Consider the following 17,232-nt stretch of genomic DNA (forward strand, 5'->3'; position numbering starts at 1 on the left):
AAATTCTGGGGTGTATCGTTGTCCACTCATAATGTTCTCTCCTATGCAAAAAGAATAGACGATATTTGTCTAGGAGAGTGGTGGCAGTCCATATCTAACTAAAAGGTGTCTACAAAATTAGTGGCTATTCAATTTGATTGATAAAACAAGTGATGGATTGTCATGATAGATGAAGAAAAGCCTTTAGATTTTGACGATGATAATGAGCCTCAAGATTTCGAAGATGAAGAATTTATCGACGATAAGAAAGAGGATGAGATGTACAACGCTATTACTAAAGATGGCTCAAGTGTTGACCCTGCAGATGATGGAACTCGTCATATTCGACCTGAAGATGGGGATCCGATAGAAGTTGAAGAGTAAAGAATAGCCCAATTCAATATTGGGCTATTTATTTTCTGTGAGGTGGTGGACATGAATGAAACAATATTTCCAATCCCCCGATTCTGACCTCAGCAATGTCACTCGCAACGTGCATCATTGAAACTAAAATTAATGAACTGGTAGATCAACTACTCAATAAAATACCCTAATTTAGGGCATCAGTGTTTTAAAATCCAAAAAAAAGCGAGAGTTTAACTCTCGCTTTTTTAAATCATGCTTGCAGTCGGCAAGCGTGATTTTTAAATTATAGTGCTACGATGTTTACAGCATTCGGGCCTTTTTGACCTTGAGCGATGCTGAATTCAACTTGTTGGCCTTCAGCCAAAGTTTTGAAGCCATTACCAGTGATTTCGCTGAAATGAGCGAAAACGTCAGGGCCATTTTCTTGTTGAATAAAACCAAAACCTTTAGTTTCGTTAAACCACTTAACAGTACCTTTTACAGTATTAGACATAATAAAATCCTTAAAAATGTTTTTAGCTTATTGAAAAGCCAGATAATTTAACTTGAAAATAAGAATGGAACTTTAAATCTGAAAAACGAAGGATTATGACTAAAACTGCGAAATACAAGAAGATTTACCAGAGCAAACTATTTTTCTAGTTGGCTTTAAGCATACAGCTATGTTTGAAATTATGCAAATGAATAGCTACCTATTGCTGCTTTTTATAGCTCAAATTTGTAACTTAATAATTATGTTCAATTAAATTAATAACTTAAAAATTAGTTGAAAATAAAAAATTCAATACAAAGTCTTTTTTAAACCCATGAACTTAAAATAGAGCTTATTCTTTATGTACTTGATTTTAGTTTGCTCATGATTTTTTTGGATATCTTATTTTGATGATTTCGTATTTTGCTTAACTTTGATTATGATAGGAGGCAACAGGAGAACATTGATGAAAAAGTTATTCACTTTGATGGCATTGGTTGCTTTAGTGGGCTGTGCTGAAAAGAAGCCATTAACACCTGAAGAACAGTGGAAAGGTTATTGTACGAGTATGGGTAATGCGGCAAACAATATTATGTATGATCGTCAAAATACCATTACCAAAGAGGCAGCTATAGAACATGCCAACAAGATTGAAGATGAAATCACCAAAACCTTTATTCTGGATATTATTGAACAGGTCTATGCATTTCCTATAGATGAAATTAATAAAGATCCGGAAGCAAGCCGTAATCAGTTCAAGCAGAAAATTACTGAAAAATGTATCGCCACGCCGCATGACAAAATGCCAAATTACAAACCGTTCTAATGAACGGTTTTTTATATTGATGCATAAAATAGCCTAAGCAAATTAAAAAATAAATTGTCACATTTGCTTAAGTAAAAATATAGAAAAGCTTATCTTGTTATTGAATAATGAAATCAAGAATTATAATGACTGGAGTAGAAATATGGATGTGATTGGCTACTTACATCATGAAGATTTGCTCTTGGAAGATGAGCACGGTGTAGCAATTATTGGCGGTGCAAATTATGTCCTGAGTGTGGGAGATAAAGTCTTTCTCCGCAGAAAATTGGCAGATCAGCATTATCCTCGTTATTTAGTTGATATTTCATTCGCCAGTAATCAACATCAAGGCCTGTTTGAAGATGAATGTGCAGTTAAATTTACCGGGAATCGTGCAGAATTAGCTCAATATTTAACAGTCACCACTGTCCACTAAGGTTGAATATTTTTATATAAGCAAAACAGGCAACATGGAGTTGTCTTTTTTGTGTTGAATGTTCCATTAAAAGTAACTTTTTTCATCATTAAAAAGCTTTAAAAGTGAAGGATTTGCTTATTGTGTAATCGATATGCCCATTATTTAGCTATAAAATAATGGGCATCACAAAGAAACACTGTAGTTGCATTAACTTTTAACTGGAATTTTAGTAAAATTTAGCAGTCCATATTATTTGCGAAGCTTTGCATAAGCTGGAATTCGTAAATAATTTTTTAAAAAAGAGGAATAACACTGTGCTAGAAGCTTACCGCCAACACGTTGCAGAACGTGCCGCACTCGGAGTCCCACCGAAGCCACTTGACGATGCTCAAACAGCTGACTTGGTTGAACTATTAAAAAATCCACCAGCTGGAGAAGAAGCATTTTTAGTTGACTTGCTTGAAAACCGTGTTCCAGCAGGTGTTGACCAAGCTGCTTATGTTAAAGCTGCTTTCTTGGCTGCTGTGGCAAAAGGTGAAGCGACTTCACCATTAGTTTCTAAAGAACGTGCGGTTTACTTACTGGGTACTATGCTTGGTGGTTATAACGTTGCGCCTTTAGTTGAACTTTTAGACAATGCAGAATTATCAGGTTTAGCTGCTGATGCATTGAAAAAAACTCTTCTTGTATTTGATGCATTCCATGACGTAGCTGACAAAGCGAAAGCGGGCAATGCAAATGCACAAGCTGTTATGCAGTCTTGGGCTGATGCTGAATGGTTCACTAGTCGTAAAGACGTTCCAGAAGAAATCAAATTAACTGTATTCAAAGTTACTGGTGAAACTAACACTGATGACTTGTCTCCAGCTCAAGATGCTTGGAGCCGTCCTGACATCCCATTACATGCAAATGCGATGTTGAAAAACGAACGTGATGGCATCAATCCTGAAAAACCGGGTGAAGTTGGTCCATTAAGCCAAATTAAAGAACTTGTTGCGAAAGGCAACCAAGTTGCTTACGTAGGCGACGTAGTTGGTACAGGTTCTTCTCGTAAATCTGCAACTAACTCTGTTCTTTGGTTCTTTGGTGACGAAATTGCTCACATCCCGAACAAAAAAGACGGTGGTTACTGCTTAGGTGGTAAAATTGCTCCGATCTTCTTCAACACAATGGAAGATGCTGGTGCGTTACCAGTCGAGATTGACGTTACCAACATGAACATGGGCGACGAGATCACACTTAAAATCGACCATGCTGCTGCTAAAGTAACTGCATTCAAAGATGGCGCTCAAATTGCCGAGTCTGAACTTAAAACTCCAGTGTTGTTAGATGAAGTACGTGCTGGTGGCCGTATCAACCTGATCATTGGTCGTGGTTTGACTGGTAAAGCGCGTGAAGCTTTAGGTCTTGCACCTTCAACTTTATTCCGTACTCCAGTTCAACCTGAGAATACTGGTAAAGGCTTCACTCAAGCTCAAAAAATGGTAGGTCGCGCTTGTGGTCTTCCAGAAGGTCAAGGTGTTCGTCCAGGTACTTACTGCGAACCTAAGATGACAACTGTTGGTTCTCAAGATACAACTGGTCCAATGACTCGTGACGAATTGAAAGACTTGGCTTGCCTAGGCTTCTCTGCTGACTTGGTAATGCAATCTTTCTGTCACACAGCTGCGTATCCAAAACCAGTTGACGTTCAAATGCAACACACGCTTCCTGATTTCATCATGAACCGTGGTGGTGTGTCTTTACGTCCAGGTGACGGTATTATTCACTCTTGGTTAAACCGTATGCTTCTTCCAGATACCGTTGGTACTGGTGGTGACTCACATACTCGTTTCCCAATCGGTATTTCATTCCCAGCAGGTTCTGGCCTTGTAGCGTTCGCTGCAGCGACTGGTGTTATGCCACTAGACATGCCTGAATCTGTTCTTGTGAAATTCAAAGGTAAAATGCAGCCTGGTATCACTCTACGTGACCTTGTACATGCGATTCCTTACCGTGCGATCCAGGAAGGCGATCTTACTGTTGAGAAAAAAGGTAAGAAAAACATCTTCTCTGGTCGTATCCTAGAAATCGACCTAACTGAAATGGAAACTGAATTAACAGTAGAACAAGCATTCGAACTTTCCGATGCTTCTGCTGAACGTTCTGCTGCTGGTTGTTCAATTACGCTTTCTGAAGAGAAAGTTGCTGAATACCTCCGTTCTAACATCACTATGTTGAAATGGATGATTTCTCAAGGTTATGGCGATGCGCGTACTATGGCTCGTCGTGTTGAGAACATGGAAAAATGGTTGGCTAACCCATCACTTCTTAAAGCTGATGCTGACGCTGAATACACTAAAGTGTATGAAATCGACCTAGCTACAATCACTGAACCTGTTCTTTGCTGCCCGAACGATCCAGATGACGCTAAACTTCTTTCTGACGTTCAAGGCATTAAGATTGACGAAGTATTCGTTGGTTCATGTATGACGAATATCGGTCACTTCCGTGCTGCTGGTAAATTACTTGATAAAGTACCTGGTGGCGTATTGTCTACTCGTTTATGGTTGGCTCCGCCAACTCGTATGGACGAGCACCAATTGATGGAAGAAGGTTTCTATAACATTTATGGTAAAGCTGGCGCTCGTACTGAAATGCCAGGCTGTTCATTATGTATGGGTAACCAGGCACGTGTAGCTCCGAACACTACTTGTGTATCAACTTCTACTCGTAACTTCCCGAACCGTTTAGGTCAAGGCGCTAATGTTTACTTAGCTTCTGCTGAACTTGCATCTGTTGCTGCTGTACTTGGTAAATTACCAACTCCAGAAGAATATCAACAATATGCAGCTCAAATTGATAGCATGTCTGCTGACATCTATCAATACTTGAACTTCGACAAGATGGGCGAGTATACAGATGCTGCTAAAGACATCGATACCAAGAAAATTGCTGCTGCTCAATTGTCTTGATTGAATAAGTAGTTGAAAATAAGGGCTGATTTATCAGCCCTTATTTTTTGGAGTAATGACAAGTATAGAGAGTTGGTATTCTGGACTTTTTAAAAGCCTCAATGAATTTATACAAACGTCTGATCTTTGCTGAAAAGTAATGTTTCCAAGCACTCTAATAGAACAATGACTTTAAATATTCAATAAAAGTGCGAATATTTTGTTGAGATGGAATATGAAAAGCGCGTTTAAAAATTACTGAGTTTTTAAAAATAATCAATTAATATTTTCTTATTAAAAATAAATATTTATTGAATAAGTTTAGCTAAACAATTTAGAATAAAAACTACACAGTTCTAGTGGTTATTCAAGTCCGTGAATCTACCAGCTACTCACTATTTCTTGTTGATTTACCCAATTTGCTTAATTCTGATTGGTACGGCCTTTATTGTTGCATATTTAAGGTTTAAAGCACCCAAGTATTTAATGTGGATGGGAATTGGTTGTATTCAGTTATCTGTAGCATTCGCTACACAGACATTGATGACAAATACACAACTACGGCTAACAGCGCCTTGGTTTGCAATTCTGTATATAGGTGGGGTTTGGGCAGTCGTACATGGAATGTTCTTAAAAGCTAATGCTAAATTAAATATATGGATCTCTTCTGGCCTTATTATTGCGGGTATAACTTTACTTCTATATTTCACCTATATCGATGAGAATTTATGGTCACGAGTGGTCATAGTTAGTGTGGTTGTTTTATGCTTGGAAGCTTTAGCCCTACCAAAAGTATATGCTTTATTTAAAAAAACCTATGCTTTAGAAAAACTTTTGTGTTTGAGTTATTTTTTCGTCGTTATCTATGCATTTATTAGAGCTTTAATAGTCATTGTGTATCTTCAAGAACTGCAACATATGACCGTTGCGACCACAACTTGGTGGATGATGCTGATTTCTATAAATGTTTTTATCAGTCTGTGGTTTGCCATTATTCTCTCGGCCGTAGCTGTAAAAGAAATGTTTACTAGCCTTAATGAAGAGCGGTTGAGAGATCCTTTAACCAAATTGTATAACCGGAATGGCTTCCTGGAAAAAACCAAAGACCTGTTTGAGAAAAAACAGTATGGTGAAGTTTATCTTGTGATGTGTGATATTGATAATTTTAAGAATATAAATGATACATGGGGACATGTTGTGGGAGATAAAATTTTATACGCATTTGCCGATATATGCAGATTTAATATTCGGGAAGGTGATATTGTTGGGCGGTTTGGTGGGGAAGAATTTATTATCTTGCTGCAAAGTCCAAATGAGGAGGCTTCATGGGTTTTGGTTGAGCGTTTACGTAAAAAGGTTGAAGATCAAATTTTTATTCATGACATTAAAATTACTGCAAGTTTTGGAGCGGCTAAAATAGAGACAGAATCCCAGTTTATGAGTGCCTTGGAAATAGCAGATAAGCATTTATATGAAGCCAAAAATAGTGGACGAAATCGGGTATGTTTTAATTAAAAAAATTAGATTTACCTTTAATGTCCGGATTTTGAATTAAATAAAAATTATAGAACGCCATTATTTTTGTTCATCATATACAAGTAATAAATTTTAGGCATTAAAAAGCCCCATGGTTAGGGGCTAGTCGTATATAAGATCTAAGCTTATATACTGTAAGAGGCTCATCTCAAACTAAGTGTATTAGAACATAATTTTCTAAAATTGGCGATGTATAAATGCTTAAGCCAAGAGTTCTTTTCCAATCACCGACCATAAATTTTGATGAGACTTCTTAAACATCAGCATATGACCAATCGTTTTATGTCCGTAGCTTTTCGGTTTTAGCTCAATCATTTGAGTGTCGGCATTCGGGTACAGGCGTAATAAATCCTTTACGTTGGCTTCCGTTGCAATTTCATCATCCGATGACCACAGTACCGTAATCGGGCAGCTAATTTGAGTGTGATAATCTTCAAACACGCTTTTGCCAATCGCATTGATTACATAACCCGGTTTACTACAAAATTGTGCCCATTGTGTGGCGACATCTTTAGGTAGATTTTCTCCCATTCCAATTGCTTGAGTCGGAGCATAACCTTTGGTGATGCGAGTCAATGGAAAAAGGACATTAAACATGACAGAAGCCAGCAATTTGGTGCGGCCCTTTAAGCCTTTAACATGCCCGGTTGAACCTGAAACCGCAACAACTTTGGCTACTTTTTCATGATTAGGCACAATCCCCAAAAGCTGACCGCCAGCACTGTGACCGACTAAAATGACCTGATCGGCTTGAGTTTTATATAACAAGGTCTCTATTGCAGCTGGAATATCCAGTTTACCCCAATCTACAATACTGGCTTCAGATTGACTAACCGGACCATGTAAAGAACGACCAATTCCGCGGAAATCGAAACTCAAAACATCATAGCCTTGTGTGATTAACCATTCTGCAAAAGCTTGATAAAAATTCTGGGTAATCCCGGTTGCTGGACAGATGAGGACTGGGTAATTCTTTTTTTGCGTAGCGCTGGCTGCATAAAAGTGGCCGCTAAGTGAATATCCATCTTTACAGGTAATTGTTAATGATTCAAAAGTGTTCATATGGAGAATATGGAATAAGTATATATGGTAACTACTGTAGCCAAGTTCTAAAAAGAAACTTGTATAATTCATGACTTTAAAGTCAAAATAACGATCTAAAAATAAGGATATAAATGAATGGAAGCGGAAAATTTAACACAGGCTGTAGCTTGGGCCGTGTTGTTTAGTGGTATTTTTCTTTGGGTGGGCATGCTGACCGGGGTATGGAAATATTATCAGATTCGTCATTCAGCACAGGTGCGGGCTCATTATTATGTCGATATTGCACATAGAAGTAGCTTGCTCTATGCACCAGCTAGCCTGATTATTGCAATTCTAGCCTATTTTTCAGTTTGGAGTGAGGGACTTAACTTTACTTTTGTATTGATCAATCTTTTCTTTTTTAGCTTTTCAATTTTAAGTTATGTGTTACATGGCTGGCTGAAAGATACGACCAATCAGTTTAAGCAACCTCATCAAATGGGACGTTGGCACTTGCCAAAATGGATGCTAAGTAGTGCAATGATTTTTCTGATCATTGGAGAGTTGGGTGCTACAGCAGGATTATTGCTTGGTACAATGATCGGCCTGGTGAAGGTTTTAACTTGATGGTTGGTGATTTGGGTATAAGTTCTGGATGATTAATTATTATTAAGATGGGTGATAGTTCACCCATCTTTTATTCTGTAGAAGTATTCTGCTTTTGTTGACGGTATTTCTGATCGACCACAGCCCACACATAGAAAGCTACCGATACAATAAAAGCATACATAAAGAATTCAGGTTTTAAGTTGCCTTGAATTAAACCATGAATAATGAGTGTCACAATCAGAGCAACCGTAGTACTCAAATAAGTGACCATATTCTTATTTGCTTTTAGAGCGTTAATGAAGATTTCTTTATTGAAATGTAATGATAACATCTCCACTCCTCCGGTTATATATTGACCTAAACCTAATTGTTTTAGTCAGATTAGTTTCTATTGTTGTACTTGGTATTTCGATTCATTTCAATAGTTGATGTCACTATTTTGTCATAAAAATATGTTAGACATAAGTTTATAGCCTGATTTTATTCAACATATAAATGCTGGATATTTCTTCTGAATATGCAATTATCCTCCTCATTCATTCTTAGCAGTTAAAAAGATGTCAAGATAATCAACAATAGTGAGTATAAAAGAAGCAATATTGATGCCAGTCTAGAAGTGTATCAAGGTTTGGGATGGGATACGGCAAGATCAGTCTAATCGTGACTGATTGTATTTTATATGTTTAAGCAACCATGTTGGATTGATGAGGATGTAAACAATAAAACCCAGTTTGGGTAAAACATGATGTTTTATTGATCACGGTTAAAATCAGGTTTGGGTAAAACCAGATTTTAAGCACATCAACTCAGTTATTTTCTAACTTTATCGATGACGATAGCGATAATCAGCACAATAATAGATGGAATCAGCCATGCTAAGTTTTGTGCGTTTAACGGTAGATTTTGAATGAAACCGGGTAAGTAGGCTTCAAGTCCTGCAACTTTCAGGCCGTCAAAAATACCGAATAACAGGGCTACTGCAGTTACTGGTGCAACCACATAAGCAGGCCTGTTGAAAAATTTCCACAAGAAGCTCAGTAGAATCACTGCAATTGCTGGTGGATAAATGGCACTTAAAACAGGTACAGACACAGCAATCAGTTTGGTTAAACCGAGGTTTGAAATGATGAAAGCGAAACCAACCAGAACAAACACTAAAATTTTATAAGGAATTTTAGTCAGTTCCGAAAAGTATTCTGCACAAGCACAGGTTAAACCAATCGCTGTTACCATACAGGCCAGGAAAATCATGCCGGTCAAGAATACAGAACCAATATCACCAAAAGCATGCTGCACATAGGCATGCAGGATCACTGCACCATTGGCTGCATTTGGAGCGACTTCATGGCTGCCTAAACCGAGTTTAAACAGGCTTAAATAAACCAAGGTTAAACCTGCACCAGAAATCAAGCTGGCAATCACGGCATACTTGGTCACCAGTTTTTTATCTGTTACACCACGTGAATGAATTGCGTGAATAATAACAATACCAAATACCAATGCACCCAAAGTGTCCATAGTTAAGTAACCATTGACAAAACCTTCAGAAACTGGGGCAGTCGCATAGTTGTTAATTGCTGGTGAAATGAACCCAGCAGGAATGACAAATGCAGAGATACCTAATACTGCCAAAGAAATAATCTTTAAAGGTGCCAGGAAGTGGCCGACAGTATCGAGCAGTTTGTTGGGGTATAATGAAATAACAGTGACGACTGCAAAATAAATTGCACTATAAATCAGCAGGCTGCTACTTGATGTACCAAAATAGGAAGAGAAACCGATTTCATAGGAAACTGTGGCTGTACGAGGTGTTGCAAATAGAGGACCAACAGCTAAGTAACATACAATGGTTAAAATCAGGCTGGCGATTTTACCCAGAGGTGAACTTAAATTCTGGATTGATCCTTCTACACGTGAAAGTGCCATAATGGTGATAACAGGCAGGCCAACTGCAGTAATAAGAAAACCTAAAGCAGCTAACCATACATGTTCACCCGCTTGTTGAGCGACAATTGGTGGAAAGATAATATTGCCCGCACCAATAAAAAGTGCAAAAGTCATAAAACCCAAGGCAATAATATCCCTTGTGCGGAGATTCGTCATAAAAAGGGAGAGGAATTAAACAAAAAAGCGATTTTAGAAGATATTAGTGCTTTTTTACAGTTCATTTTATGCAGCTTATAAGTTTTAGAGGTTCAGTAAGCTCTTAAACTAAACAACTGAAGAGTTTAAGTTTATTTATATATTTGATTAATTGGTAAAAAGCATAAAAGTATAGGTGATTATGCTTTTTTAATTTTTTAAGCAGATTTTGATTTTTTTATAATGATCGTTTAAGTGTATATAAATTAACCGCATGGTTGACTAAAAATACTCAAAACTCCGGTGTTTATCTGCTCATATTAAACAAAATTAAAGTAAAAGGACTATAATCATAAGCCTTATTTCTGAGGATGATGCAATGAAAGCTTCCACTATTACCATTAAAACTGAGCAAGATTTAGAGAAACTCCGTATTTCTGGACGTTTGGCTGCTCAGGTTTTGGAGATGATAGGGAAGTATGTCAAGCCTGGAGTAAGTACAGAGTATCTGGATGATATCTGCAATGACTTCATTGTGAATACCTTAAAAGTCATTCCAGCCAACGTGGGCTATTATGGCTATACCAAAACCACCTGTATTTCTCCAAATGAGGTGGTGTGTCACGGTATCCCATCGCCAAACACCATTTTGCAGGATGGTGACATTATCAATATTGATGTGGCGATCATTAAAGATGGGTATTTTGGTGATACCAGCCGGATGTATTATGTCGGAAATGTAAAACCAGAAGCGAAAAAACTGGTTGAAACCACTTATGAAGCCATGGTAGCCGGCATCCATGCGGTGAAACCGGGCGCAACTTTAGGTGATATCGGTTTTGCCATTCAGTCTGTGGCTCATCGTGAGGGCTATAGCATTGTCCGTGAATACTGCGGTCATGGCATTGGTAAGGTCTATCATGAACAGCCGAATGTGCTGCATTATGGTCAGCCTGGTCAAGGTCTGATCCTTAAAAAAGGCATGGTTTTTACCATTGAGCCGATGGTCAATGCAGGCAAGGCGCGTGTTAAAGAGCTTAAGGATGGCTGGACTGTTGTTACAGCAGACCGCTCTTTGACAGCACAATGGGAACATATGGTTGCTGTAACGGATACCGGTTTTGAACTGTTATCTCCTTGGCCAGAAGGTACTGGCTCATATCCTGTAATTTAAGCGAAGAGTTAAATGAAATATACAACTTTATACTTTAGTATAGAATTGTGTATTTTTTGTTCATATAAAGTTTTAATATCTATGATATTAAGACGTAAATTTATGATTTTTTAGATAAAAATGTTTTTGCTATACTTTTTTGATATCTTTTATCTATTAGATATTTACATTTTTTCTTTGTAATATACAACTATAGATTCTAGCTGTAGTTTCTTATTTTCCTTATTTAAAGTTTATAAGCTTATCCACCTCGGATAAGCTTTTTTTTTATCTAAATTTATGTATTACTCAAGTAAATTTTATGTTTTTGTAACAATAAGATTTACGGTTTTTGTAATGTATTCATTAGCAACTCAAAGGCCTCTGTCGATGGGTTGAAGATAGCCCTGTGATTGCTTTTTTTACCCAGATCCATAAAAGCTTAATGCTTACTGAGCTGTTCCACCAAATAGTCGATAAAGACACGGACCGCAGGTAACAGGCCACGGCGTGAAGGATAAACCGCGTGGAAAATCCCATGTGGCGCTTTCCAGTCCGGCAATACACGTACTAATTCACCACTTTGAACATAATCCTGCACAATGCTATCGGGCAATAACACAATTCCGCAATTTTGTCGTGCCAGTTGTGCCAGCATCATCAGGTCAGAACCCATAACTATAGGATTGACCTTGATTTTTTTCTGCCGGTTTTTATCATCATGCACAACAATGTATTGGTCTAAATGTTCATCTGACATACTGAGAATTTGATGATTGCTTAAATCCTCAGGCTGTTTTAAGTCACCAAATTCATTTAGATAGGCTTGGCTGGCAAACAGGTGCTGCTCGATATTTTCAAATTTGCGTAAAACCAGATTCGGGTCATCATCCAGATTGGAACGTACCCGAAGTGCCACATCAATGCCTTCATTGATGATATCGACACGGCGGTTACTGACAATGAGCTGCACTTTAATTTCCGGATAGGTTTTCAGGAATTTTGGCAAAATCTTGGCAATTTCATTTTGCGCAATTGAAACAGGCAAACTGACCTTGATTACACCACGCGGCTGAATGCTGAGATGATCAACCAGATCATGGGCCGCTTGTGCAGCATTCATCATGACCTGGGCATGGCGATAAATATTCATGCCAATATCGGTTACGGCAAAATGGCGGGAACTGCGCTGGATGAGTCGCACCCCTAAGTGTTCTTCCAGATTGTAAACGCGACGGCTTAATTTTGATTTTGGGATATCGGTTGCGCGTTCTGCTGCACTAAAGCCTCCATGTTCAACCACCAAGGCAAAGCAATAAAAATCATCAAGATCAGACAGCATTTAAGAATTCCATTTATGCAACAATAAGCTGATTAAAATTTTATTGTTGCATTATGTCAATATCTGTTTTGTGGTTTTGTTATTCAATAGAAAGGCTTATCGTGATTGTCGCAATATTTTTTTCAGGTATTGCATGCCTTGAGTAGCGATCATCACAATTTTCTGGAATTGGGGCGGAAGCTGCTGCTGATCAGCTTTGGGGTCAATAGAGTAAGCGTTACAATTGGCTGAAATTTCATGGATTAGACCTGCCACGGGATAAACCTGTAGGCTGGTACCAATTACGATAAAAATATCGGCATCCTGTATGCATTCTTGTACATCTGCATAGGCGCAGGCACAGCCTCGCCAAACCAGACCACATGTGGACGTAAAGGATAGCCATCTTTGCAGAAGTGTTTACTCAAATCTAGCTCTGCACCTTCGACCGGAAGAATTCAGTACTGTACTGAGCGTTTGGACTCGAGCTCTTAGCCAGCCGAATATTGCCATGTAGATGAATGACCTGACTGCTTCCAGCACGTTCATGCAGGTCGTCAATGTTTTGGGTAATGACATGCACATCAAAAACATCTTCAAGTTCGGCAATCAGCAGATGAGCAGCATTGGGCTTGGCAGCTAGAATATTTTTGGCCGTTCATTATAGAAGTGCTGTACCAGTTTCGGATCGCGTTTCCAGGCTTCAGGTGTGGCCACGTCTTCAATTCGATACTGTTCCCATAAGCCATCACTGTCCCGAAAAGTGTTGATGCCACTTTCGGCACTCATGCCTGCACCAGAAAAGATCACCAGTTTTTTCATTTTGACTCCTGACATCATTCAATTGTTTAAGGTTTATAAGCCGCATTGGCTTGCAGAAATGCACTAATTTCTCGTGCAAACTTTAGCGGTTCAGTAAGCAAAGGAGTATGTCCAGATTTTTCAAAATGCACTTGTTTGGCATGAGCAATACTCTGCGCAATCAAGGTTTGACCTTTCACCGGATAAAGCTTGGATTGCGTGCCACTGAAAAAAGTCACCGGACATTGCAGTTTTTGAATAGCTTCGCGGTAATCTTCCTGATGGTATAGATAATTGTTGATGTACCAGGCCATATAGTCGACCCGCTTGGAGGGCAGTAATAAACTTTGCAACCGCGACTGGTTTAAGACCCATTCAAAGGTTTTTAAACGGTATCTATTGCTATTTTGCAGGCCAATAAACTGTAGCCAAAGCTTGGCAATCTGTCTGCGGGCTTGGCTATTCAGGTCTTTTATATATTGAATGTGTTGATGCTGAGCCAGTAACTGCGACAGCTCTGTTAGAATAGAAATAAATAACTGATGCTGTTGACCAAATAAACCATAATCCCAGCTATCATCTACCGAAATTTTAGTGGTCTGGTCAATATGTAAATAGGCTGCAATGTGTTCGGAAAAGTTGCCATATTGCATGCCATGCATCGCCGTGGTGGCACCCATGGAATAGGCAATCACCGAAAACTCGTTTAACTGAAGCTGTTCAATAAAGCTGTCAATATCACGCCAGTGACTGGAAATGGCATCCATTTCGGGAATGACACACTCTTGCGAACCACCAAAGCCGCGCCAGTCCGGAATAATAAAGCGATGTGTTTTAGCATGCCGATAAAGAAATGGAAGCCATTGCCAGCTTTGCATACCCAAACCTGATAGGACCAACACCGCTTGTCCTTGTCCAAACTCACGCACAAACAGTTGTTCATTATCAGGCATCAGGTAGTGTGGAATACGCTTATCCTTTCTTTATGTCTTATCTTCAAAGGCTTTTAACTGTGGAATCATGGTTTCTAGCCACTTGATCCAGCCTATTTCCAAGTCAATCCCCAGTTGCAGAATCATTTTATGAATAAACAGGGTACGGTCTTGATCCTGTGCATCGGCAAAATCCTTGGCGAAAATCGTTTGGTAAATTTTTAAATTTTGTTGATGCAAGACCAGATGTCTTTCCAGTTCCGGCAACACGGCATTGCCACCGAGTTGAGCTTCGGCACGCAAACGGACCATTAAGTCGTCACGCAATTGGGCAGGCGGGCTTTGCTTGACCATCCAGTCGGCCAGTTCGGTACGCCCCAGAGCTTCAACCTGATAAGTCTTTTTACGTGTATTGGAGCCGTGATCTTCAAGTGTGGATATCCAGTTCTTTTGTTGCATGGCACTGAGTTCACGGTAAATCTGCTGATGGGTCGCATTCCAGAAAAATCCCATGGAGCGGTCAAAGCGACGAGCCAAATCAATACCGGTACTGGGTTTTTCAATCAGGCTGGTCAATAAAACATGGGCTAAGGACATAAACGGCTCAGTCAATAAATCTTTACAAGTTCATTATGCAACATGTTGCATAAAAATAAAATCTGGAATATAAGTTATGCAACAAGTTGCATTAAAAGATATTCGCCAGCTGAGAAAGCACGCCAAGGAGATTGTATGTCTAATTACCCGCATTTATTAGCGCCTTTAGATTTAGGCTTTACTACACTTAAAAACCGGGTTTTGATGGGGTCCATGCATGTAGGGCTGGAAGAAGCTCCACGTGGTTATGAGCGTATGGCGGCATTTTATGCAGAACGTGCACAAGGAGGTGTAGGGCTGATTGTGACGGGCGGGATTGCACCGAATGATGCAGGTCTGACCTTTGCGGGTGGAGCAAAATTAGACTCTAAGGAAGAAGCGGAAAAACATAAAGTCATTACCCAGGCGGTGCATGATGCCGGGGGTAAAATTGCCATGCAAATTTTACATACCGGGCGTTATTCCTATCAGGCTGATCTGGTTGCACCATCTGCCATTCAGGCACCGATCAACCCGACTAAACCGCATGCCTTAACCAGCGCAGAAGTACAACAAACTATTGCTGACTTTGCCCACTGTGCCAAACTGGCGCAGTACGCAGGTTATGACGGCGTAGAAATTATGGGATCGGAAGGCTATCTGATTAATGAATTTATTGCTGCGCGCACTAACCATCGGGATGATGAATGGGGAGGCAGTTATGAAAACCGGATCAGTTTCCCGATTGAAATCGTCAAGCGTACCCGTGAAGCGGTAGGCGAAAACTTTATCATTATTTACCGCTTATCCATGCTGGATCTCGTTGATGGCGGTTCTACCTTTGCAGAAGTGGTGCAACTGGCCAAAGAGATTGAAAAAGCCGGTGCCACCATTATCAATACCGGGATTGGCTGGCATGAAGCGCGCATTCCGACCATTGCTACCAAAGTACCACGTGCAGCATTTACCTGGGTCACTCAAAAGCTAAAAGGTTTGGTCAAAGTTCCGCTTATTACGTCCAATCGTATCAATACGCCGGAAATGGCGGAACATGTGTTGGCTTCGGGTCATGCAGACATGATTTCCATGGCACGTCCAATGCTTGCTGATGCCTTCTTTGTACAAAAAGCAGAGCAAGGTCGTAGCGATGAAATCAATACCTGTATTGGTTGTAACCAGGCCTGTCTGGATCATATTTTCTCCATGAAGATTGCTTCCTGTCTGGTCAATCCGCGTGCCTGTTACGAAACGGAGCTGATTTTTAAGGAAACTACTCAGACTAAAAATATTGCCGTGATTGGCGCAGGACCAGCGGGTTTAAGTTTTGCTACCTATGCTGCTGAACGAGGACATCAGGTCACCATTTTCGAAGCAGCCAATCAAATTGGCGGTCAGTTCAATATTGCCAAGACTATTCCCGGCAAGGAAGAATTTTATGAAACCTTGCGTTACTTCAAACGTAAAATTGAATTACAGCCCAATATTAAACTCCTTTTAAATCATCCCACGACCTATGAAGCATTAAGCCAGTCCGACTTTGATGAGATTGTGGTAGCGACAGGTGTCACTCCGCGTCATTTAGAGATTGACGGTATTGACCATCCGAAAGTACTCACTTATCTCGAAGTATTAAAAGAACGTAAGCCAGTCGGTCAACGTGTCGCGATTATTGGGGCTGGCGGTATCGGCTTTGATACCGCAGAATATTTAACCCATGAAGGCGATAGCGCCAGCCTGAATCCGGAAAAATTCTATAATGAATGGGGTATTGATACCCGTTATGAAAATGTTGGTGGATTGAAGCACGCACAAGTAGAACAGTCCAATCGTGAAATTTACTTATTGCAGCGCAAGGCAAGTTCAGTAGGTGCAGGCCTGGGTAAAACCACCGGCTGGATTCACCGTACCGGATTGAAACACCGTGCAGTGAAAATGCTGGCAGGAGTCAGCTATGAAAAGATTGATGATCAGGGCTTGCATATTGTAGTGAATGGTCAGCCGACCGTTTTAGAGGTCGACAATATCGTGATTTGTGCAGGTCAGGAACCGTTTACAGCAATGTTCGATCAACTGAAAGCGGAGGGTAAAAATGTACATTTGATTGGTGGAGCCAAAGAGGCAGGTGAACTGGATGCCAAGCGTGCCATCCGTCAAGGTGCTGACTTAGCGGCTGTGATTTAATTTCTTTCAATGAAGTCCTCCTTTGTAAAAGGGGGATTTAGGGGG

The 17,232-nt window shown here is 39.8% G+C and carries 16 protein-coding genes and 1 pseudogene; 8 read left to right on the forward strand and 9 right to left on the reverse strand.

What is annotated here, in order from left to right:
- Positions 1 to 162: 162 nt before the first annotated feature.
- Complete coding sequence (locus GTU69_RS08925) at positions 163 to 363, forward strand: hypothetical protein (RefSeq protein WP_086197297.1); 201 nt, start codon at positions 163 to 165, stop codon at positions 361 to 363.
- A 265-nt stretch (positions 364 to 628) separates the two neighbouring features.
- On the opposite strand, the gene GTU69_RS08930 is transcribed toward GTU69_RS08925, so the two are convergent.
- Positions 629 to 838, reverse strand: a complete 210-nt coding sequence (locus GTU69_RS08930) for a cold-shock protein (RefSeq protein ID WP_086175076.1) — start codon at positions 836 to 838, stop codon at positions 629 to 631.
- A 445-nt stretch (positions 839 to 1,283) separates the two neighbouring features.
- On the opposite strand from GTU69_RS08930, the gene GTU69_RS08935 reads away from it, so the two are divergent.
- From GTU69_RS08935 to GTU69_RS08950, 4 genes are all read left to right on the forward strand, one after another.
- Positions 1,284 to 1,643: a hypothetical protein gene (locus GTU69_RS08935; RefSeq protein ID WP_166169877.1), complete on the forward strand. Its 360-nt coding sequence runs from the start codon at positions 1,284 to 1,286 to the stop codon at positions 1,641 to 1,643.
- A 142-nt stretch (positions 1,644 to 1,785) separates the two neighbouring features.
- Complete coding sequence (locus GTU69_RS08940) at positions 1,786 to 2,058, forward strand: hypothetical protein (protein ID WP_166169879.1); 273 nt, start codon at positions 1,786 to 1,788, stop codon at positions 2,056 to 2,058.
- Positions 2,059 to 2,354: 296 nt separating this feature from the next.
- The gene (locus GTU69_RS08945; protein ID WP_166169881.1) at positions 2,355 to 4,994 is read left to right on the forward strand and encodes a bifunctional aconitate hydratase 2/2-methylisocitrate dehydratase; all 2,640 of its coding nucleotides are present in this window, start codon (positions 2,355 to 2,357) and stop codon (positions 4,992 to 4,994) included.
- 354 nt (positions 4,995 to 5,348) lie between these two features.
- Positions 5,349 to 6,488, forward strand: coding sequence for a GGDEF domain-containing protein (locus GTU69_RS08950; protein WP_166169882.1), 1,140 nt, complete (start codon positions 5,349 to 5,351; stop codon positions 6,486 to 6,488).
- Between the two features lie 222 nt (positions 6,489 to 6,710).
- Here GTU69_RS08950 and GTU69_RS08955 read toward each other — a convergent pair whose 3' ends face one another.
- Positions 6,711 to 7,571, reverse strand: coding sequence for an alpha/beta fold hydrolase (locus GTU69_RS08955; RefSeq protein ID WP_166169884.1), 861 nt, complete (start codon positions 7,569 to 7,571; stop codon positions 6,711 to 6,713).
- Positions 7,572 to 7,688: 117 nt separating this feature from the next.
- Between GTU69_RS08955 and GTU69_RS08960 the strand changes: the two genes are divergently transcribed.
- Complete coding sequence (locus tag GTU69_RS08960) at positions 7,689 to 8,159, forward strand: hypothetical protein (RefSeq protein ID WP_166169886.1); 471 nt, start codon at positions 7,689 to 7,691, stop codon at positions 8,157 to 8,159.
- A 70-nt stretch (positions 8,160 to 8,229) separates the two neighbouring features.
- Here the strand turns inward: GTU69_RS08960 and GTU69_RS08965 are convergent, their stop codons facing one another.
- Together GTU69_RS08965 and brnQ are read right to left on the reverse strand one after the other, a co-directional pair.
- The gene (locus GTU69_RS08965) at positions 8,230 to 8,472 is read right to left on the reverse strand and encodes a hypothetical protein (RefSeq protein WP_086197385.1); all 243 of its coding nucleotides are present in this window, start codon (positions 8,470 to 8,472) and stop codon (positions 8,230 to 8,232) included.
- Between the two features lie 479 nt (positions 8,473 to 8,951).
- The gene (gene brnQ / locus GTU69_RS08970; RefSeq protein WP_166169888.1) at positions 8,952 to 10,244 is read right to left on the reverse strand and encodes a branched-chain amino acid transport system II carrier protein; all 1,293 of its coding nucleotides are present in this window, start codon (positions 10,242 to 10,244) and stop codon (positions 8,952 to 8,954) included.
- A gap of 358 nt (positions 10,245 to 10,602) precedes the next feature.
- Here brnQ and map point away from each other — a divergent pair, with 358 nt between their 5' ends.
- The gene (map, locus tag GTU69_RS08975) at positions 10,603 to 11,397 is read left to right on the forward strand and encodes a type I methionyl aminopeptidase (RefSeq protein ID WP_086197383.1); all 795 of its coding nucleotides are present in this window, start codon (positions 10,603 to 10,605) and stop codon (positions 11,395 to 11,397) included.
- 421 nt (positions 11,398 to 11,818) lie between these two features.
- Here map and GTU69_RS08980 read toward each other — a convergent pair whose 3' ends face one another.
- From GTU69_RS08980 to GTU69_RS09000, 5 genes and pseudogenes are all read right to left on the reverse strand, one after another.
- A complete protein-coding gene (locus tag GTU69_RS08980; RefSeq protein WP_166169890.1) occupies positions 11,819 to 12,718 on the reverse strand; it encodes a LysR substrate-binding domain-containing protein in 900 nt (299 codons plus the stop codon).
- Positions 12,719 to 12,814: 96 nt separating this feature from the next.
- Positions 12,815 to 12,973 carry a hypothetical protein gene (locus GTU69_RS08985; protein WP_166169892.1) on the reverse strand — a complete coding sequence of 53 codons (159 nt, stop codon included), beginning with the start codon at positions 12,971 to 12,973 and terminating at the stop codon, positions 12,815 to 12,817.
- 77 nt (positions 12,974 to 13,050) lie between these two features.
- A pseudogene (locus GTU69_RS08990) lies at positions 13,051 to 13,519 on the reverse strand (Sir2 family NAD-dependent protein deacetylase); the annotation flags it as partial.
- A gap of 26 nt (positions 13,520 to 13,545) precedes the next feature.
- Positions 13,546 to 14,466 carry an alpha/beta hydrolase gene (locus GTU69_RS08995; RefSeq protein ID WP_166170091.1) on the reverse strand — a complete coding sequence of 307 codons (921 nt, stop codon included), beginning with the start codon at positions 14,464 to 14,466 and terminating at the stop codon, positions 13,546 to 13,548.
- Between the two features lie 15 nt (positions 14,467 to 14,481).
- Positions 14,482 to 15,027, reverse strand: coding sequence for a helix-turn-helix transcriptional regulator (locus tag GTU69_RS09000; protein WP_166169894.1), 546 nt, complete (start codon positions 15,025 to 15,027; stop codon positions 14,482 to 14,484).
- Positions 15,028 to 15,162: 135 nt separating this feature from the next.
- Between GTU69_RS09000 and GTU69_RS09005 the strand changes: the two genes are divergently transcribed.
- Positions 15,163 to 17,187, forward strand: coding sequence for an NADPH-dependent 2,4-dienoyl-CoA reductase (locus tag GTU69_RS09005; protein ID WP_166169896.1), 2,025 nt, complete (start codon positions 15,163 to 15,165; stop codon positions 17,185 to 17,187).
- Positions 17,188 to 17,232 lie beyond the last annotated feature (45 nt).

This window comes from Acinetobacter sp. SA01 (assembly GCF_011319235.1).
In the GTDB taxonomy this organism is placed as follows: domain Bacteria; phylum Pseudomonadota; class Gammaproteobacteria; order Pseudomonadales; family Moraxellaceae; genus Acinetobacter.